Below are 19,029 nucleotides of genomic sequence, written 5' to 3'. Positions count from 1 at the left end.
CTAAATCTGAGTTTGTGACTATCTCGATGGGGACAAAGGCGGCAAAATAGCGGCTATTTTTCTAGCCGTTATTACTCAGCAGGGGATCACTCAAGTTATGGCGTTTGAACAGTTCGAGATCCAGCCTTATCAGTCATGTTATTCACGTGAAGTGAGTGAGTTATTTCACCTTTGCGTGCACAGCATTACCCATGTTCGTTATGCGCAGGCGCAGCTTATGGCTTGGTCTGCGGCGCCAAGATCGGCTAAACATTGGGATTTACGGTTAAGCCGCTCGAAGGCGTGGGTGGTTTTAGCCATAGATGAAGCGACAGCTTCTTCAGTTTGTTGCGGTTTTATCAATGTCGAAACCCATTTCCCCCGCCAAGGTTACTTAGATAGCTTATATATACATCCAGATTATCAAGGTCAGGGATTAGGTGAGCGCGCTTATCTTGTTTTAGAAGCTTGGGCTAAGGCACAAGGCTATGTGCGCTTGAGCTTGGACGCATCTTATCTCTCTAAAGGGTTGTTTACTCGGATGGGATTTATTCAAATACAGCGCAGTTATCAGCAAAAACTTGGGCAAGTGATCCCCGGTTTCTATATGGAAAAGAATATAGGAAAGAATATTTAACGCGCGTTTACTATGGTTTCAGCTAGAAAGTGATGTAAGGTATTCCACAGTAAAACATTAGCTTAACGCCGTTTAGTGACACTATTAAACTAAATAAGCACTGTTTAGCTTAAATTAGAATTCGGTTAATCTAAGTCAATTAATGATTCAAGATGGAGGGCAGAGAATGAAGATTCGACTATTTACGCCATCGGATGTCTCGCAGTTGGCGGCAATCTTTGAGGCGAGTGTAATGCAAGGCTCTGGCGAGTTTTACTCGTTTGCCGAGCGCTCTGCTTGGGCTTATATCGAAGGTGAGATCCGCAGTGAGAACTATTGGCTTGAACGCTTACAGGGAACCACTATTTGGGTTGCCGAAACCGATAATATGCTGGTGGGTTTTATCAATCTTAAGATAGGCACCGACAGCGATGTTGAAGCCGCTGCTGAAGTGGAATGTTTGTTTGTTCATCCAGAATATGCCCGTTCTGGGGTGGCTACCTCTTTGTATTTTGCGTTGTTTGAAGAAGTTAAAATCTTAGCGCTGAAACGATTAACGGTTGAAGCATCCTATCTCGCGCGGCCTTTTTTTGAGAAACAGGGATTTCGCAGTATTCGTCGTAATGAACATAAGCGTTTTTTGAATGCGACGGATAAAGCACAGGGCCAAGCTCAAGTGTTGGTTAACTTCAGCATGACGCTCGCCCTCTAACTCAGCTTATCAAGGGCTGTTCTGGTAGCTAAACGAAGCCGTTAGCACTGCTTTATAACATCGCCATAGAAGCGCCAATAAAAAACACTGCCAAAGATGACTTGTGGCAGTGCTTCTTGGTGAGTGCTTATCAAGCTGGCATCTAATCACTTACTCAATCGTTTGCTTGGTAGTTTGCTAATAACTAATAAATAGTGAAGCTGAATTACTGAATCGCTTTGTTAAATCACTTGTATTACGCATTAGGCGATAAATCGAACACTAATGCGGTAACTGGGCCGCTTGTTGCAGTAAAGTCGACACTTGCGAGTTGTGTCAGATGTGCGCCATCCCCAGCCGTGAGTGTTGTGCCATTGATATCCAACGTACCTTCAATCAATTGAACATACAGATGACGATTTGCTTGAGCAGCGCTTCTGTCCATCGTTACTTTTTCGCCTTCACTCAACACTAAACGATATAGGGTCGCATCCTGTTGCACTTTGAGCGTGCCATTTTCACCGTTTGGTGTCACCACGGCCGTCAGTGGTGAGCTTTGCTCGAATGCCTTTTGCTGATAACCCGCATCTATGCCTAAAGTATCTGGGCGGATCCAAATCTGTAAAAAGTGCAGCGGCTCAGTTTTAGAGGCATTAAACTCGCTGTGGTAAATGCCTTTACCTGCGGACATCAATTGAAACTCTCCTGCGGGTAAGGTTTTGATATTGCCGAAGCTATCCTTGTGAGCGATAGTGCCGGATATCACGTAACTGATGATCTCCATGTCTTTATGACCATGGGTATCAAAACCTGCGCCGGGTGCCACTCTGTCATCGTTGATGACTCTTAGGGATGATATCCCCATGTGCTCTGGGTCATAATAGCTAGAGAAAGAGAAGGTATGTTGACTCTTTAGCCAGCCTAAGTCTGCTTGACCACGATCTTGTGCTTTTCTTAATGTGATCATCTTGCTTTCCCCTTTATTTGATGCGGTTAGCGAATAGGTTATCTACAGCGAATTTGCCAGCACCTGACACCGTCAATGAGACTGTGGCTGCTAATAGGGCGAGACCAAATTCATAACCGTTATTGGCAAGGAACAGACCGTTGCCTATATGTACCGAGAAAATCGCCACAACCATAGTGAATGACAAGACGAAGGCCGTTGGGCGAGTCAGCAGACCGAGCAACAGGAACAGGCCGCCGAAGAATTCACTTGAACCTGCCATCAATGCCATTAAGTAACCTGGTGTCAAACCAATGGATGCCATCCATTGTCCAGTGCCTTCTAAGCCGTAACCGCCAAACCAGCCAAACAGTTTTTGTGAACCATGGGCGATTAAGATGATCCCGATAGGAATGCGCAGTGCCAGTGGGGCAAAACTCGGGGCTGATTTCAGTGTTTTTGTGATCAGTGCTTTCATGGGATATTCCTCATTTCAAATTATTTAACGAATAGTTAAGGGTATTGTTCACTCAGTCTTAAGTCAGTTTGGCTACAGTTCCGAAGAACTTCTCCATTGCTAAGCAGTGTAGACTTGACCTTTGGCAAAGAAAATCGGAACATTTTCAATGTCCATTTCAAATAATTTGAATATGAGGTTTATATGTTGCCATCTATTAGTCTTGATGGATTAATCGTACTCGATGCCATTGATAAAAAAGGCAGTTTTTCCGCTGCTGCCGAGTCCTTGTTTCGGGTGCCATCGGCACTGACCTACACAGTGCAGAAACTGGAAAGCGATTTAGGCACAAAATTATTTGAACGTAAGGGCCAGCGCGCCGAGCTGACCTTAGTCGGTCAACTTGTGCTGCGCCAAGGCAGAGAAATCCTTGCGGCAACATCAAGGCTCGAAGAGGCGGTGCGTCAACTCGAGACAGGCTGGGAGTCTTCATTGACCTTAGCCATAGATACAGTGGTGCCGGATTTACCCCTGCTGCAGTTGATTGGTGAGTTTACTGAGCTGGGTAAGCAAGTGACTGTGAATATCAGCGAAGAGTCCTTAGGTGGCGGCTGGGATGCGCTCTATTCTGGCCGTGCCGATATCGCTATCGGCGTAACAGGGGAGTTGCCCAAAGGCCAATATCACGTGGTGGAAATTGGGGAGTTGGAGTTTGTATTTGCTTTAAATCCTTCGCATCCATTGGCGCAACATGCTGGCCCAATTCCGACTGAGGCATTGTTGCAATTTCCTTCTATTGTGGTGGCAGACAGTTCGACCGCCCTAGCACAGCGATCAAGTGGTTTATTTGATAGTCGCCAAGTGATCCGTGTGCCGAACATGCAGACCAAAATTAAGGCGCAGCAATTGGGATTAGGTGTGGGTTACATTCCAAAGCACTTGATCTTAGATGCGTTGGCGGCGGGAAGCCTAGTGGCTTGTCATGTGGAAATGCCGCGCCCAACGCAAGCTGTGTTTATGGCATGGCGTAAATATGCTGAAGGCAAGGCGCAGGATTGGTTTACTGCGCGTTTACCGCAATGTGATTGGCAATTTTAAGCTCAAGTTTGTTTAGCGCTTTGTAAGCAACCACTCACTTTGTTCCTCACAGCATTAATGCTTACGCCATGAGGATCATAGCGCCTAACCTATACGTTGGCTGTGGCTGGTGTAATGCACATGCTGTGACAATAAATCAGACAAATTCGGTGAGCGATTCAAGAATCGAATAAAGGCCTGTGGCAAAGTCAGTGACTCCATCGACTCCTGCCAGCGGGCTTGCAGCAATGGATGATAGCCTTCCTTACCCGCAGCAGTGTAAGAGGTCGATACCCCGACATACAGTGACTCAGGCTCAACCGGATACCAAAGAGATTGACTGTCTTGCTGCATCATCTCTAGTCTGAATAAACGTTCACCCAGTGGGCGTCGCCCATCGTAGTAATACCGTAGGCCGTAAGTGTAGGGGAAACTACCCGCACCTGTACCACGGACACTGTTGTTGGTTGCCGCGTTAATCGCCGATTCGAGCGCTTGATAGAGAAACTGACCTTGAATTTCATACTTAACTAATGGTAATTCGAAGGGGAGTAATTGCCCCATCACATCGGCTAGTGTCAATTGTCCTTGGGCCACCGATTGGCGCACACCGCCAGCATTATGCAGAGCAAAGTTCACTCTTGGGTCGACCAGTTTGGCTTCTTGGAACATGCTGCGACTCACCCAAGGTGCTATTTCACTGCCGTGGGGCAGGGCTTTAGAGGGTAAGCGGGTATGGACTAAGTTCTTCGGCACCAGTGCTAACACTTTGTTTTCCATCTCTGCGATAGCCGGTTTGTAGATATCTCGGATCACGCCATCGATATCGGCATCGGCATCATCCCAAAAGATATTCGGATGCTGATTAAGCTGCTGGCGCACAGCTTGGTAATCTTGGTTATCGACGGCCGTGTTAGCACTTAAGATAAAGTGTTGATCTAGCATGAAGTAGTTGCCGCCCTTTAAATTCAGCACTTTCCCATCAGCGTCAAACGTTATCTCGGCTAAGCCGACGACTTCGGCATACTTACCCGCATGCACTATGGGCGTGTTATTGATGACTTCACCGTAGGGCAGGTTGCTCAAACCTAAGGCGCGAAAATCCCCCTGTAGCGTATGCGTGTGACCGCCGACGATAAGGCTAATACCATCGACTTCAGCCGCGAGGCGTTTATCCTGATCTAAGCCTAAGTGACTGAGCACGATAATATGCTTAATACCTTGATTTTTAAGGTGCTCAATCGTGTGCGCGGTAGTGGCGATAGCATCGACAAAATGGGTGTCAGGATCGGGACGAGCGATCTCTTTCATCTGATCTAAGGTAATACCGACAATGGCTAATGTCTTATCGTGGAAGGGCTTAAGCAGGTATTTCGCGCGTTTTTGCTCATGATCATAATCCAAGATATTAGGCAAACCCCGCAGACAACCGGGTTTGTTGAGATCCTCTTGGCTTAAATCCATGTTGCCTGCAAGTAATGGGAAATCAATTTGCTTGGCAAACTCGGCAAGTCTGGCGTTCCCTTCATCGATATCGTGGTTGCCAATGACCATAGCATCAGGTGCCAACAGATTGAGTAAGTGGGCGTTTGCCTTACCTTTAAAATGGCTGAAGTACAGCGTGCCCTGGAAGCTGTCACCACCATGCAGGAAAATAAAAGGCGTATTGGTTTGTTCAGCGGTGTGACGCGCTTTTGTGATGTGATGGCCGATGCGGGCATAACCACCGCTATGGCTGGTCACATCTAGCTTATGTTGGCCTATGTTAAGGCTAAATTGGACGCGGCAGGGTTCAAAATTCGAATGGGTGTCATTAATGTGCGCGAGTGAGAGTGTGTAGCTCTGTGTCATAACTTACCTCTATTACGGCGGGTGAGTATATACCCAAGCAACCTGAAAATGCGAGTTTCAGAGGGTTCTGAGTCATCCGCATTCTAAAAGAATAAAGGGAGCTAGGCTCCCTTTATATTAACAAGCACTAAACTTGGTTAGCCTTCAGCCGGATTTGGCTTCGTCATCATCGGATGCGGCTTCAAAATCACCGTCATCGGATAGGCGAATGCCTTTTTGCTTCATGCGCTTAGTCCAAAGTTTACGTGCCAATTGCTGCATATCGGTCGCGGGGTCGTTTAGATCGACAATCTCTAATCCTAACATAGATTCGATGATATCTTCTTGAGTTACGATACCTTGGCTACTGCCGTACTCGTCGACCACCATCGCAATTTGGGTGTTACGCTTAATCATACGCTCAAAAAGTGGCAGAATTTTTGCAGTTTCAGGCACCACAAATAAACTCCGTTTAAGTTCACCAATCGGTGCTTCTGGCGTGTAACGCTCTGCTAGCAATACATCGGTGCGGGTAATGTAACCAATCACATCATCATGATCTTGGTCGTAAACTGGAATTCGGGTAAAAGGCTTGTCGCGGTATTGGCGCACAAACTCATTTTGGGTGAGATCTATGGGCAAAGAAAACATCACAGTGCGCGGCGTCATGATCGCCGTGACTGGCATATCTCGCACCTTCAGCATTTGCGTCAAAATTTTTGACTCTTGCTCATCAAGCTCACCGGATTCATGGCCAATTTTAGCCATAGCACTCATCTCTTGGCGTATGTAGTGGCCTTCATCACCTTTGCCCATTAGGCGAGTGACTTGCTGTGACATCCAGATTAGCGGTTTAGTGGTACGCTTCATCCACAGTACGGCAACAGAAACACTTGGTGCGAGGCGACGCCAATGGTTTGCACCCAATGATTTAGGAATTATTTCTGAGAAAAACAGGATAATAAAGGTTAATACGCCCGAGAAAACACCTAACATATCGTCACCAAATACTTTAGCCGCTTGCGCACCTGCAACGGCGGCACCGACGGTATGAGCGATAGTATTTAGGGTAAGGATTGACACCAAAGGGGCTTCGACATTCTCTTTCAATCTACGCAAGCGCGCGGCTGCGGCACTGTCAGTTTGTTCGAGTGATGCGATATAACTTGGGGTAACCGATAACAGAACAGCTTCGAACACACTGCACAGAAAAGAAACAGCAACAGCGACAAGCACTATAATGATGAGGGTTAACATATAGGTGGAATTACAACTCCGTATTTTAGGCCAATATTAGCCCTTGGAGATTCTATCATAGGTGAATTGAGTTACTGGCTAAAATTTATTTGCGTCTGTATAATTCGCCGCCCTGTTGCAGGATCCGGTTTTTGGTGTTGAGGTTAGCTATATGAGTGAAAAGAAGATCAATTTATTAGACCTTGATCGTAAGGCGATGCGCGCATTATTTGCGGAAATGGGTGAAAAACCCTTTCGTGCCGATCAGCTCATGAAATGGCTATATCATTTCGGTGTCAGTGACTTCGAAGAGATGACCAACATCAACAAAGTGTTACGTCAAAAGTTGGCGGCCCGCTGCGAGATCGTTGCACCAGAAATTTCGAGTTTCCAAAAATCGACCGATGGTACGATAAAATTTGCAATCAATGTTGGCCAAGGCCAAGAAGTGGAAACGGTTTATATTCCTGAGGATGATCGTGCGACCTTGTGTGTATCTTCACAGGTTGGCTGTGCGCTGGAATGTACTTTCTGCTCGACGGGTCAGCAAGGTTTTAACCGTAACTTAACGGTTTCTGAAATCGTCGGCCAAATCTGGCGCGTGTCGCACTTTTTAGGGTTTGCAAAAGACACGGGCGAGCGTCCGATCACTAATGTCGTGATGATGGGCATGGGTGAGCCATTACTCAATTTAGCCAATGTGATCCCTGCGATGGACATCATGCTCGATGATTTTGGTTTTAGTTTATCAAAGCGCCGCGTGACCTTATCAACATCAGGCGTAGTGCCAGCGTTAGATAAACTGGGCGATGCCATCGATGTGGCACTTGCTGTCAGTATTCATGCACCCAATGATGAGTTGCGTGACATTCTGGTCCCGATCAATAAAAAGTATCCGCTGGATGAGTTTTTAGCGGGTATTCGTCGCTATATTGCTAAATCAAATGCTAACCGCGGCCGCGTGACGGTTGAATATGTGATGCTAGATCATATCAACGACAGCACAGACCAAGCCCATGAGTTAGCTAAGTTAATGAAAGATACACCTTGTAAGGTGAATCTGATCCCATTTAATCCGTATCCAGGCTCGCCTTATGGCCGCTCATCTAATTCACGTATCGACCGTTTTTCTAAGGTTCTTATGGAATACGGTTTTACTGTCATTGTACGTAAAACCCGTGGAGATGACATCGATGCCGCTTGCGGTCAGTTAGCTGGCGATATTCGCGACAGAACGAAACGTTTAGCGAAAAAACGCATGCAAGAAAACCAGATTTCAGTCACAATGAATTAACTCTTTGTTTGCACAGATTTATAGGCTTGCCCATGAAGCATGGATTGCCAAGGTTTTCGTTGATTTTAAGCCTGTCGTTATTGATGACAGGATGCGTCACTGAGCGTACTTATACTGGGACAGATATTCCTGTTTCGGAACGAAAGTTAGACAAAGTCGCCGCCGCAAGAGAGCGGATGCAGCTCGGTTTAACCTATTTAAATCGAGGTAGCACGGAACAAGCCAAATACAATCTTGATAAAGCATTAGAATATGCTCCAGAGCTCGAAGATGTGCATACCGCTCTGGCTTATTACTATCAAACCGTGGGCGATTTAGTGCGTACCGAAGAGTCGTACATGAATGCCATTAGTACTAAGGACGCCTCTGGCGATTCCATGAATAATTTCGGGGTGTTTTTGTGCCAACAAAAGCAATACAACAAAGCTGAAAAAATGTTTTTGGCCGCAATTGAAATGCCCAAATATACGCGCACTGCCTCAAGCTATGAGAACTTAGGTCTTTGTAGTCGCGAAGCAGGACAAGCAGAAAAGGCACGACAGTATTTTCAGATGGCGTTAAAGTATGACCCGAGACGCTCGGTGTCATTACTGGAGTTGGCAGAGTTAGAAGTCGATCAAGGTGACTTTATTCAGGCGCGAAACCAATTAGCGCGCTATCACCAAGTGGCTGAGCAAACTCCAGAAAGTTTAGCGCTCGGGATCAAAATAGAGCAGGCAGTGAATGATGATGCCGCTGTGAAGAGATTTGGTATTTTATTGCTTGCCAAATTCCCAGCATCACCTCAGGCCAAGCAATACAGAGTTAATTTGCATCAATGAAAGATCATGAAACCAATGCGCCAGTTGAGTCGGTAGCACCGCAATCAGTCGCGCTAGATGTCACGCTTGGTACTTTATTAAAAGCCGCCCGCGAAAAAATGGGCCTTAGTATTCAAGATGCCGCTGTAAAGCTGCATCTACGTCCTCGTATTATTGAAGATATTGAAGCTGACAATTTTACAAATATTGCCTCATCGACTTATGTACGTGGCTATGTGAAAAACTACGCGCGTATGGTCAGTGCCGATGCGGCTTTGATTGAAGCTTGTCTTGTGCAGCAAGTGCCAGTTGTGACTGAGCCTGCAATGCAAAGTTTTTCACGCAAAACCACATATCAAGCTCGCGATACACGTTTAACTTGGCTGAGTATTTTTATCGTCATAGTGTTACTCGGTTCGTTAGTCGTCTGGTGGATGCAAAAAACGACCTTGCTAAGCACTATTGATGTGTCGCAACCCACGGCTGAAGAGGTCGCAGCAGCGAATCAGACGCTTCCAGGTGATGTGTTATTGACCGAAACGGATGCCAGTCCTCGTTTGACTGAGATTGCCGCAAACGGCTCAATGTCTATCGATGGTCCAATTAAAGATACTGATGCAAGCACTATTGATGTCAGCACAGGACCAACGGACAATAATTATCCTCAGACCGTTGATACGAGTAATGAAGATGGTGGTTCAGCAATCGCAGCCACTACGACAACGCCATCGGTTCCGCAAACGACAGCTCCTGTAGTCCAACAGCCTGTTAGTGCAACGCCTTCACCGACCACAACATCAACGACCACTGCAGCAAGTACTTTGGTTGCTGTTGCAGGACAATCGATTATAGATGTCCAGTTGACGGGTGATTGCTGGATAAACATTGTTGATGCTAAAGGTAAAGCATTAGTCGATGGTGTTAAAGGCGCTGGCGCAACAGTGCAAGTGAGCGGTGTACCGCCGTTTAAAGTCATTTTAGGTGCGCCCCATGTAGCGACTTTAAGCTTAGATGGACAAATTGTTAGCCTAGCGGATTTCCCCAAGGGACGAGTCGCGCGGTTAACCTTGCCTAAAGCCTAACGACCGCGTAATGATCTGCAGCACGTACCGAAATAGAGCGTATTAAGCATGTATAATGAAACTCCCATAAAAAGACGTCCTTCCACCCGCATTTATGTGGGTAATGTACCGATTGGTGATGGGGCGCCGATTGCTGTTCAGTCAATGACCAATACTAAGACCACAGATGTTGAAGCGACAATTGCTCAAATTCGTGCCTTAGAGAAAGTCGGTGCCGATATAGTGCGTATCTCTGTACCCACTATGGATGCGGCTGAAGCCTTTAAACTCATTAAGCAAGCGGTCAATGTTCCTTTAGTGGCCGACATTCATTTTGATTATCGCATTGCTTTAAAAGTTGCCGAGTACGGTGTCGATTGCCTTCGAATCAATCCGGGTAATATAGGCAATGAAGAGCGTATTCGTAGCGTGGTGGAATGTGCCCGTGACCATAATATTCCCATCCGTATTGGTGTGAATGGTGGTTCACTAGAGAAAGATCTAATGGACAAGTACAAAGAACCCACTCCTGAAGCCTTGCTTGAATCAGCTATGCGCCATGTGGATATTCTGGACAGATTGAACTTTGATCAGTTCAAGGTCAGCGTTAAAGCCTCCGATGTATTTTTAGCGGTCGAATCCTACCGTTTATTAGCGAAACAAATTCGTCAACCCTTGCATTTAGGCATTACCGAAGCTGGTGGCGCGCGCGCGGGTTCAGTGAAATCGGCCGTAGGCTTAGGTATGTTATTGGCTGAAGGCATAGGTGATACCCTACGTATTTCCTTGGCCGCTGATCCGGTCGAAGAAATCAAAGTCGGTTTTGACATTTTAAAGTCGCTGCGTATTCGTAGCCGTGGCATTAACTTCATTGCCTGTCCATCTTGTTCTCGTCAAGAGTTCGATGTGATCAGTACCGTTAATGAGTTAGAGCGTCGCCTCGAAGACGTGACTACCGCCATGGATGTGTCTATTATCGGCTGCGTAGTTAACGGCCCAGGTGAAGCCTTAGTGTCGCACATCGGTTTAACTGGTGGGCACAATAAGAGCGGTTACTATGATGAGGGTGAACGTCAAAAAGAACGCTTTGACAACGACAACATTGTCGATTCCCTCGAAGCGAAAATTCGCGCAAAAGCCAGTCAAATGGCGAACCGTATTCAAATCAAAGATACAACTGAGTAATATGTACCCGCATTTGGGCATAGATTACGCCTAATGATGTTGAGCTAGGCCCCGAAACCGACGGGGTCGTTTTACGTTTTACGCTCAAAAGCCTATAATGCGTGACATTTTTATTAATTTAGCGAAATCGGACGAGTCGATACAGTGGCAAAACAGATCCAAGCGATTCGCGGAATGAATGACATTCTGCCAACTCAAAGTCCTCTATGGCAAAAAGTGGAAGCGGTACTACGTTCGAGCGTCAGTGCTTACGGTTACAGCGAAATCCGCACTCCAATAGTGGAAAATACCGATCTTTTTAAACGCTCTATCGGTGAAGTGACTGATATTGTTGAAAAAGAAATGTATACCTTCGCAGATAATAACGGTGACAGCTTAACGCTACGCCCTGAAGGTACCGCGTCGACAGTGCGTGCAGGTAACGAAAACGGTCTGCTATATAACCAAGAGCAACGTCTTTGGTATATGGGTCCTATGTTCCGCCACGAACGTCCACAAAAAGGCCGTTATCGTCAGTTTAACCAATTTGGCGTTGAAGTGTATGGCATTGGCTCGGCTGATATTGATGCTGAAGTCTTGATGCTATCGGCACGCCTGTGGGAAAAACTCGGTATTAGCGAGCACGTCTCGCTAGAGCTAAATACCTTAGGTGATCCTGCTGAGCGAGCTGTTTATCGTGATGCCTTGATTGCGTTTTTAGAGCAGCATAAAGATGCGCTTGATGAAGACAGTAAGCGTCGCATGTACAGCAATCCGCTGCGAGTATTGGATTCAAAAGATCAAAATGTCCAAGCCATATTGGTTGATGCACCTGAGTTAATGGATTTTCTCGGTGAAGAATCGAAGACACATTTTTCACAATTGCGTGAACTACTTGATGCTGTGGGTATCAAATACACCATTAATCCGCGTCTAGTACGTGGTTTAGATTACTATAATCGCACTGTATTTGAATGGGTTACATCTAGTTTAGGCTCACAAGGTACTGTACTTGCGGGTGGTCGCTACGATGGTTTAGTCGCCCAGTTAGGTGGTAAAGATACTCCAGCGGTCGGTTTTGCTATGGGCTTAGAGCGCATTGTCTTGCTGCTTGAAACCTTAGAGCTGACCAAAGATATTCCGCCAGAAGTGGATGTGTATGTCACGGCCATGGGTGATAGCTGTCTGGTCGAAGCCATCAAGGTCGCGCAGGAATTACGTAACGCACTGCCAAACCTTAAAGTGATGAGTCACTGTGGCGGCGGTAACGTGAAGAAACAAATGAAGCGTGCCGACAAAAGCGGTGCGAGTGTGGCACTACTGATAGGTGAAGATGAACTTGCCGAAGGTATGGTTATGGTTAAACATTTACGCAATGACATCGAACAACAACGGGTAGCTCGAAGTGCCTTAGGCACATTTTTGGCTGAACTGATCAAATAAAGGGGACGTGCGCGTGGAAATTTATAGCACAGAAGAACAACAAGTTGATGCTATCAAGCAGTTCTGGAAAGATTACGGAAATTCAATTTTAATCGGTGCCGTAGTGGGTTTAGGCGGCTTATATGCGTGGAATTATTATTCTGACGTTAAAGTGGCGCAAGCGGAAGAAGCTTCAAAAGCGTTCCAAAATTTGACCACTAAATCTGCCGATGAAGCCGCAATGCTTGCGGGTGTCGCCGAGTTTTCTCAAAATCACGATCAAAAGGGCTATCAAGCCTTGTTAGAACTGATCGTGGCCAAAACTGCGGTAGAAGCGAAGGATTATCCAAAAGCGATTGATGCCTTGAACAAGGTGATTGCGGCTAAACCCGGTGCTGGTTTAGATGTGATTGCGACTTTGCGTTTAGCACGAGTACAAGCAGAGCAAGGTCAAATTGATGCAGCTCTAGCGACCTTAGATCAAGTAACAGATAAAGCTTTCTTCGCTCAGCGCGATGAGTTGAAAGGTGATTTCTTAGTACGTCAAGGTGAAGTTGAGAAGGCAAAAACAGCTTATCAAGCTGCCATGGACAATGGTGGTGTGGTGACAAGCCCTGCGCTTAAAATCAAACTTGATAGCCTAAATCAGGCATAAGGGATCCCTTGATGAAGTCTTGGTGCAAAAACCTGCTAGCCGCTGGATTAAGTCTGGCCATGTTATCCGCCTGTTCGTCGAGCGATGTCGAAGAAGAACCGGTAAGTGAGTTAACTGCCATTCAGGCGACAGTGTTTCCTGAAGTGAGTTGGAGCACCTCTGTCGGCAATGGTGTTGGAGATTATTATTCTCGCCTCGCCCCGGCCGTTAGTTATGGAAAAATTTTTGCCGCCGACCGTTATGGTGAAGTGGTTGCCTTCGATGAGGCCACTGGCGAGCGCGTTTGGACTAAAGATTTCAGCGAAGAGTTTCGTGATAACGCTTTAGCTAAAAATAAAGGTGCGCGTATTGCTGCAGGTGTGACTGCTGCGCGTAATAAAGTCTTTTTAGGTGGTGAAAGTGGGCTGCTTGCTGCACTGAACGCTGAAGACGGTCAAGTGTTATGGCATGTCGTTGCGGGCGGTGAATTACTGTCAGCTCCCACTGTGGCCGATGACGTCGTGGTGGTCAGTACCAGCTCTGGTTCACTCGAAGCGTTTAACGTTGATACTGGCGCTAAGCTGTGGGTGTATGAAATGCAATTGCCGAATCTGACCCTGCGCGGTACAGGTTCTGCAGCTTACGAAGCGGGTGGTTTTTTCATTGGTACCGCCGATGGCAAAGTGGCTGTTGTGATTAAAAACAATGGTCAAGCTGCGTGGGAACAGGCGATTTACAATCCAACGGGCGGTAACGAGTTTACGCGTATGGCCGATGTGGATATGACCCCCTTGATCCTTGGCGACAATTTATATGCGGTGAGCTACAACGGTAACTTAGTGTCGATGGAACTGCGCACGGGTCGAGTTGTGTGGACACGTAAGTATTCTAGCTTTAACGAGTTAGCATCAGCGGGCCTAAGCTTGTACTTAGTTGACGATCACAGCCGTATCTACTCAGTTGATAAACGTAACGGTTTGGAACTGTGGAGTAATTCTGAGTTAGCTAACCGCACTCTGACATCTCCGGCTGTATATAAAGACTATTTAGTTGTGGGTGATTTCGAAGGTTATTTACACTTCATCGATCGCAGTACAGGGACGATTGTGGGTCGTGTCCAAGTGGACAGCTCAGGATTATACAGCCAGCCGTTAGTGGTGGATGATAAAATCTATGTTCAAGGTCGCAGCGGAAAGTTGGCTGTTGTAACACTTCCATAGTTAAAAGTGTTATCCTTGCTGAGCCCCTGGAAGTGTGTTCCGGGGGCTTTTTATTGAAAAGTTTTTTAGAGGCAAAATCATGATCCCTGTAGTGGCCCTTGTTGGTCGGCCGAACGTCGGTAAATCCACCCTATTTAATCGTCTTACGCGCACGCGTGATGCGTTGGTTGCTGACTTTCCTGGCCTAACACGTGACCGTAAATATGGTCGAGCATTCTTATCCGGCTATGAGTTCATTGTGGTCGATACCGGCGGTATCGATGGCACTGAAGAAGGGATCGAGACGAAAATGGCTGAGCAATCCCTTGCTGCCATTGAAGAAGCCGATGTCGTTTTATTTATGACCGATGCGCGCGCGGGTTTAACCGCTGCGGATCTGTCGATTGCACAGCACTTACGTAGCCGTCAAAAAACCACCTTTGTGGTTGCTAACAAAGTTGACGGTATTGATGCCGATTCAGCTTGTGCCGAGTTTTGGTCTTTAGGTCTAGGTGAAGTTTACCAAATGGCGGCGTCCCAAGGACGCGGCGTGACTAATATGATCGAATACGCGCTGACCCCTTATGCCGAAGCGATGGGCATTGTGCGTCAAGGTGAAGACGAAGTTACTGAAGAGCGTGAATATACCGAAGAAGAAGCGGAAGCTGAGCAAAAGCGTCTGCAAGATTTGCCTATCAAGCTGGCGATCATAGGTAAACCTAACGTCGGTAAGTCAACCCTGACTAACCGTATTCTAGGTGAAGAACGTGTTGTGGTATTTGATGAACCCGGTACGACCCGTGACAGTATTTATATTCCAATGGAACGTGAAGGTCGCGAGTACGTGATTATCGATACCGCGGGTGTTCGTCGCCGTAGTAAAGTACATCAAGTCATTGAGAAATTCTCAGTGATCAAGACCTTGAAAGCGGTTGAAGATGCTAACGTGGTTTTGCTTATCATCGATGCCCGTGAAGGTATTGCCGAGCAAGATTTAGGTCTGTTAGGTTTCGCACTCAATGCGGGTCGCGCTTTGGTTATTGCCGTCAACAAGTGGGATGGTATCGACCAAGGCATTAAAGATCGCGTGAAGAGCGAGCTTGACCGTCGTCTTGGTTTTATCGACTTTGCCCGTATTCACTTTATTTCGGCGCTGCACGGTACTGGTGTTGGCCATTTATTTGAATCGATTGAAGAAGCTTACGACAGTGCTACACGCCGCGTCAGCACATCTATGCTGACCCGTATTATGCAAATGTCGCAGGACGATCACCAGCCACCATTAGTGAATGGCCGCCGTGTGAAGCTTAAATACGCTCACGCCGGTGGTTACAATCCGCCAATCGTGGTCATTCACGGTAACCAAGTGAGTAGACTGCCTGACTCGTACAAACGCTACATGATGAACTACTTCCGTCGTTCGTTGAAAGTGGTGGGTACGCCAATCCAGCTACGTTTCCAAGAGGGTGATAACCCATTTGAAAACAAGACTGAGAAGTTAACTATGAGCCAAGAGCGCCGTCGCAAGCGCGCACAAAGCCATATCAAAGACAGAAAAACCAAATAGTGTTTTTTACCAGACACATTTGAAACAAAAGGAACCTTAGGGTTCCTTTTGTGTTTTAAGACTATTTCAGCGTCATGTAGGTTTATTCGAGCGGCTTTATCTGAGTGACGGTTGAAATCACTTGTCCATGGCGCAAGCGGGTCTGCAAACTATCACCTATGGCCAGTTTATCAGCAGAGTCGACCACTTGATTGTGGATGTCAGTGGTAATGCTGTAACCACGGCTTAAAGTGGCAAGCGGACTGACGGTTTCGAGTTGATGGGCCGCGTATTTTATCCGCTGTTCACTTTGGCTGAGTTTGTCCTGCAATGCATCCTGTAAGCGGCTCGCAAGATAACTTAAGCGGTTACCCTCAATGGCGAGTTTATGCTTGGGAGATTGCTGTTCAAGGCGGCTTGCGAGCAACTGCTGACGGCGGCTGAGCAGATGCAAGCGATTCGACAGCGCGGACTCTAGTCGTAATTGCATCTCATCGAATCTTTGTTCGAACTGCTGCAAAGTCCGTTTAGGGTCTTGGCGTTGCAGTCTGTGCTCTAGCAAACTAAGTCGTCTTTCTTGTTTAAGCTGATAATGTTTCGCGCTTTGTTGCAGGCGCGATAAGGCTGTGGCGAGTTTTTGCGCCTTATTATCACTGTCTTGTGATAATAGCTCCGCGCCCGCAGAGGGTGTTGGGGCGCGGATATCAGCAACATAATCACTGATAGTCGTATCAACCTCGTGGCCGACGGCGCTGACAATGGGCAGGGTGCTGTTATAAATCGTGTGGGCGAGGGCTTCGCTGTTAAAACACCACAAATCCTCAAGCGAACCGCCGCCGCGGGTGAGCAGTAATACATCGACTTCTAAACGTTGGTTGGCGATATTGATTGCCTGACAAATACTCTGCGCCGCGGTTTCGCCCTGAACTTGGGTCGGATAGATAATGACTTCAATCGAAGGATCGCGCCTTGCCAATACATGTAAAACATCACGGATCGCCGCACCCGTAGGTGACGTAATAACGCCAATGCGTTGAATATTTTTGGGTAGCAATCTTTTGGTGTCGGCGGCGAATAAGCCTTCGGCTGCGAGCTTCATCTTGAGTGCATCGAACTGCTGGGCGAGTAATCCATCCCCAGCGGGCAGCATGGACTCAATTAATAATTGATAGTCGCCTCTGGGTTCATAAACGCTGATCGCGCCTTTGACCAGCACTTGCTGACCATTGATGGGCTTAAAGCTGACCGTTTGGTTACGGCCCTTAAACATGGCGCAACGGATCTGCGAAGAGTGGTCTTTTAAGGTGAGATACCAATGCCCTGAGCTGGGGGAGGAAAAGTTGGATATTTCGCCATTGAGCCAGATTTTACCCAGTTGCCCCTCGAGGATTTGCCTGACTTCACCATTGAGCCGCGAGACAGTATAAATGTTGTTTTTGGTGCCTTGCATCGAATAACTCAATAAAATGGGGATATTTACTATTTTCCATTTACCAGTGGCGATATGCAAGGTATAATCCCGCCGCAATATTTCACCTCTAAATCCTACTCAACTGGGGAGATGTTGCATATGCTACGTTTAATTAAAGAAGCGCTTACTTTTGACGATGTGTTGCTTGTTCCTGCGCATTCGACTGTACTCCCAAATACCGCCATTCTAAAAACTCGCCTGACCAATACCATTGAATTGAATATCCCACTAGTGTCTGCCGCTATGGACACAGTTACCGAAGCTCGTCTTGCGATCGCGATGGCGCAGGAAGGCGGCTTAGGCTTTATTCATAAAAACATGAGCATTGAAAAACAAGCCGAAGAAGTTCGTAAAGTAAAAATTTACGAAGCGGGCGTGGTTCAACAACCTGTAACTGTGACGCCATCAACGACCTTAGCCGATCTGAAAGTGTTAACACTGAAGAATGGTTTTGCGGGTTATCCCGTGGTCAACGAAGCCAACGAGCTGGTTGGTATCATCACTGGCCGTGACGTACGTTTCGTGACAGATTGGAGCAAAACGGTAGAAGAAGTGATGACGCCTAAAGCGCGTTTAGTCACTGTTGCCGAAGGCACTAAATTAGATGAAGTGCAAAAATTGATGCACTCACATCGTATCGAAAAAGTTCTTGTGGTTGATGATAACTATAAGCTGAAAGGCCTCATTACAGTTAAAGACTTCGAAAAAGCCGAACGTAAACCGAATGCCTGTAAAGATGAGTTAGGCCGTTTACGTGTTGGTGCCGCCGTAGGTGCGGGCGCTGGTAATGAAGAGCGTGTTGACGCTCTGGTTAAAGCCGGTGTTGACGTTTTACTTATCGATTCTTCCCATGGCCATTCCGAAGGCGTTTTACAACGCATTCGTGAAACTCGCGCTAAACATCCTGATTTGCAAATCATTGGCGGTAACGTTGCCACGGCTGAAGGTGCATTAGCCTTAGTCGAAGCGGGTGTTAACGCAGTTAAAGTGGGTATTGGCCCTGGTTCTATCTGTACGACTCGTATCGTGACTGGCGTGGGCGTACCACAAATTACCGCGGTATCCGATGCCGCTGCAGCCATGAAGAGCCTAGGTATTCCTGTGATTGCCGACGGCGGCATTCGTTTCTCTGGCGATTTAGCCAAAGCATTAGCGGCGGGTGCATCTTGCATCATGGCGGGCTCAATGTTTGCGGGAACTGAGGAAGCACCAGGTGAAACTGAGTTATATCAAGGCCGTGCGTATAAATCCTACCGTGGTATGGGTTCTTTAGGCGCTATGTCTCAAGGCTCATCTGACCGCTATTTTCAATCGGACAATGCTGCAGACAAGTTAGTCCCCGAAGGTGTAGAGGCGCGCGTGCCTTACAAAGGCAAGTTGAAGGAAATCATCCATCAACATATGGGCGGCCTTCGTTCATGCATGGGCTTAACCGGTTGTGCCACCATTCTAGAACTGAATGAAAAAGCCCAATTTGTGAAAGTGACTTCAGCGGGCATGGGCGAGTCCCACGTTCACGATGTGACTATCACGAAAGAAGCGCCGAACTACCGTTCAGGTTCTTAATCGTTTGATAAGAGGGGCGGCGTAAGCCGCCTCTTTGTAA

At 47.0% G+C, this 19,029-nt stretch carries 17 protein-coding genes; 12 read left to right on the top strand and 5 right to left on the bottom strand.

Annotated elements, in window-relative coordinates:
- Positions 1–97: 97 nt before the first annotated feature.
- Positions 98–616, top strand: coding sequence for a GNAT family N-acetyltransferase (locus L5L98_RS16130; protein WP_263142351.1), 519 nt, complete (start codon positions 98–100; stop codon positions 614–616).
- 166 nt (positions 617–782) lie between these two features.
- Positions 783–1,307 (top strand): GNAT family N-acetyltransferase, encoded by a 525-nt coding sequence (locus L5L98_RS16125; protein ID WP_028761262.1) that lies wholly within the window; start codon positions 783–785, stop codon positions 1,305–1,307.
- Between the two features lie 235 nt (positions 1,308–1,542).
- Here the strand turns inward: L5L98_RS16125 and L5L98_RS16120 are convergent, their stop codons facing one another.
- A complete protein-coding gene (locus L5L98_RS16120) occupies positions 1,543–2,253 on the bottom strand; it encodes a pirin family protein (RefSeq protein ID WP_028761261.1) in 711 nt (236 codons plus the stop codon).
- A 13-nt stretch (positions 2,254–2,266) separates the two neighbouring features.
- Positions 2,267–2,710 carry a DoxX family protein gene (locus L5L98_RS16115; protein WP_263142350.1) on the bottom strand — a complete coding sequence of 148 codons (444 nt, stop codon included), beginning with the start codon at positions 2,708–2,710 and terminating at the stop codon, positions 2,267–2,269.
- 183 nt (positions 2,711–2,893) lie between these two features.
- Between L5L98_RS16115 and L5L98_RS16110 the strand changes: the two genes are divergently transcribed.
- Complete coding sequence (locus L5L98_RS16110) at positions 2,894–3,787, top strand: LysR substrate-binding domain-containing protein (protein WP_113939435.1); 894 nt, start codon at positions 2,894–2,896, stop codon at positions 3,785–3,787.
- Positions 3,788–3,871: 84 nt separating this feature from the next.
- Here the strand turns inward: L5L98_RS16110 and L5L98_RS16105 are convergent, their stop codons facing one another.
- Positions 3,872–5,617 carry a bifunctional metallophosphatase/5'-nucleotidase gene (locus L5L98_RS16105; RefSeq protein ID WP_263142348.1) on the bottom strand — a complete coding sequence of 582 codons (1,746 nt, stop codon included), beginning with the start codon at positions 5,615–5,617 and terminating at the stop codon, positions 3,872–3,874.
- 144 nt (positions 5,618–5,761) lie between these two features.
- Entirely contained in the window at positions 5,762–6,853 is a 1,092-nt protein-coding gene (locus tag L5L98_RS16100; protein ID WP_028761257.1) for a CNNM domain-containing protein, read from the bottom strand.
- Between the two features lie 151 nt (positions 6,854–7,004).
- Between L5L98_RS16100 and L5L98_RS16095 the strand changes: the two genes are divergently transcribed.
- The 8 genes from L5L98_RS16095 to der all read left to right on the top strand — a co-directional run bounded on the left by L5L98_RS16095 (position 7,005) and on the right by der (position 15,973).
- Entirely contained in the window at positions 7,005–8,126 is a 1,122-nt protein-coding gene (locus L5L98_RS16095) for a bifunctional tRNA (adenosine(37)-C2)-methyltransferase TrmG/ribosomal RNA large subunit methyltransferase RlmN (protein WP_028761256.1), read from the top strand.
- Positions 8,127–8,158: 32 nt separating this feature from the next.
- Positions 8,159–8,947: a type IV pilus biogenesis/stability protein PilW gene (gene pilW, locus L5L98_RS16090; protein WP_028761255.1), complete on the top strand. Its 789-nt coding sequence runs from the start codon at positions 8,159–8,161 to the stop codon at positions 8,945–8,947.
- Positions 8,944–10,008 (top strand): RodZ domain-containing protein, encoded by a 1,065-nt coding sequence (locus L5L98_RS16085; RefSeq protein ID WP_131523674.1) that lies wholly within the window; start codon positions 8,944–8,946, stop codon positions 10,006–10,008. The genes pilW and L5L98_RS16085 overlap by 4 nt, the downstream gene beginning before the upstream one ends.
- 48 nt (positions 10,009–10,056) lie before the next feature.
- Positions 10,057–11,172, top strand: coding sequence for a flavodoxin-dependent (E)-4-hydroxy-3-methylbut-2-enyl-diphosphate synthase (gene ispG, locus L5L98_RS16080; RefSeq protein WP_105251894.1), 1,116 nt, complete (start codon positions 10,057–10,059; stop codon positions 11,170–11,172).
- A 144-nt stretch (positions 11,173–11,316) separates the two neighbouring features.
- On the top strand, positions 11,317–12,594 hold the full coding sequence (gene hisS, locus L5L98_RS16075) for a histidine--tRNA ligase (RefSeq protein WP_263142343.1): 1,278 nt from the start codon (positions 11,317–11,319) through the stop codon (positions 12,592–12,594).
- Between the two features lie 13 nt (positions 12,595–12,607).
- Positions 12,608–13,228 (top strand): tetratricopeptide repeat protein, encoded by a 621-nt coding sequence (locus L5L98_RS16070; protein ID WP_131523676.1) that lies wholly within the window; start codon positions 12,608–12,610, stop codon positions 13,226–13,228.
- An 11-nt stretch (positions 13,229–13,239) separates the two neighbouring features.
- Positions 13,240–14,427: an outer membrane protein assembly factor BamB gene (gene bamB / locus L5L98_RS16065; RefSeq protein ID WP_028761250.1), complete on the top strand. Its 1,188-nt coding sequence runs from the start codon at positions 13,240–13,242 to the stop codon at positions 14,425–14,427.
- A gap of 79 nt (positions 14,428–14,506) precedes the next feature.
- Complete coding sequence (gene der / locus L5L98_RS16060) at positions 14,507–15,973, top strand: ribosome biogenesis GTPase Der (RefSeq protein WP_105251897.1); 1,467 nt, start codon at positions 14,507–14,509, stop codon at positions 15,971–15,973.
- An 82-nt stretch (positions 15,974–16,055) separates the two neighbouring features.
- On the opposite strand, the gene xseA is transcribed toward der, so the two are convergent.
- Positions 16,056–17,402, bottom strand: a complete 1,347-nt coding sequence (gene xseA, locus L5L98_RS16055) for an exodeoxyribonuclease VII large subunit (RefSeq protein WP_263142340.1) — start codon at positions 17,400–17,402, stop codon at positions 16,056–16,058.
- 120 nt (positions 17,403–17,522) lie between these two features.
- Here xseA and guaB point away from each other — a divergent pair, with 120 nt between their 5' ends.
- Positions 17,523–18,989 carry an IMP dehydrogenase gene (gene guaB / locus L5L98_RS16050; RefSeq protein ID WP_006085677.1) on the top strand — a complete coding sequence of 489 codons (1,467 nt, stop codon included), beginning with the start codon at positions 17,523–17,525 and terminating at the stop codon, positions 18,987–18,989.
- The last annotated feature ends 40 nt before the right edge of the window (positions 18,990–19,029 follow it).

The sequence above is a fragment of the Shewanella sp. SM23 genome, assembly GCF_025654295.1.
GTDB classification, from domain to species: domain Bacteria; phylum Pseudomonadota; class Gammaproteobacteria; order Enterobacterales; family Shewanellaceae; genus Shewanella; species Shewanella oncorhynchi.
The sequence above is the reverse complement of the archived record's forward strand: the minus strand, read 5'-3'. Positions and strand labels throughout refer to the sequence as shown.

Bases quoted from the DNA above. Each gene is read 5' to 3' on its own strand.
- ispG (WP_105251894.1), top strand. From the start codon at position 10,057: ATGTATAATGAAACTCCCATAAAAAGACGTCCTTCCACCCGCATTTAT.
- L5L98_RS16105 (WP_263142348.1), bottom strand. From the start codon at position 5,617: ATGACACAGAGCTACACACTCTCACTCGCGCACATTAATGACACCCAT.
- pilW (WP_028761255.1), top strand. From the start codon at position 8,159: ATGAAGCATGGATTGCCAAGGTTTTCGTTGATTTTAAGCCTGTCGTTA.
- der (WP_105251897.1), top strand. From the start codon at position 14,507: ATGATCCCTGTAGTGGCCCTTGTTGGTCGGCCGAACGTCGGTAAATCC.
- L5L98_RS16125 (WP_028761262.1), top strand. From the start codon at position 783: ATGAAGATTCGACTATTTACGCCATCGGATGTCTCGCAGTTGGCGGCA.
- guaB (WP_006085677.1), top strand. From the start codon at position 17,523: ATGCTACGTTTAATTAAAGAAGCGCTTACTTTTGACGATGTGTTGCTT.
- L5L98_RS16085 (WP_131523674.1), top strand. From the start codon at position 8,944: ATGAAAGATCATGAAACCAATGCGCCAGTTGAGTCGGTAGCACCGCAA.
- L5L98_RS16130 (WP_263142351.1), top strand. From the start codon at position 98: ATGGCGTTTGAACAGTTCGAGATCCAGCCTTATCAGTCATGTTATTCA.
- bamB (WP_028761250.1), top strand. From the start codon at position 13,240: ATGAAGTCTTGGTGCAAAAACCTGCTAGCCGCTGGATTAAGTCTGGCC.
- L5L98_RS16120 (WP_028761261.1), bottom strand. From the start codon at position 2,253: ATGATCACATTAAGAAAAGCACAAGATCGTGGTCAAGCAGACTTAGGC.
- L5L98_RS16100 (WP_028761257.1), bottom strand. From the start codon at position 6,853: ATGTTAACCCTCATCATTATAGTGCTTGTCGCTGTTGCTGTTTCTTTT.
- xseA (WP_263142340.1), bottom strand. From the start codon at position 17,402: ATGCAAGGCACCAAAAACAACATTTATACTGTCTCGCGGCTCAATGGT.
- L5L98_RS16110 (WP_113939435.1), top strand. From the start codon at position 2,894: ATGTTGCCATCTATTAGTCTTGATGGATTAATCGTACTCGATGCCATT.
- L5L98_RS16095 (WP_028761256.1), top strand. From the start codon at position 7,005: ATGAGTGAAAAGAAGATCAATTTATTAGACCTTGATCGTAAGGCGATG.
- L5L98_RS16115 (WP_263142350.1), bottom strand. From the start codon at position 2,710: ATGAAAGCACTGATCACAAAAACACTGAAATCAGCCCCGAGTTTTGCC.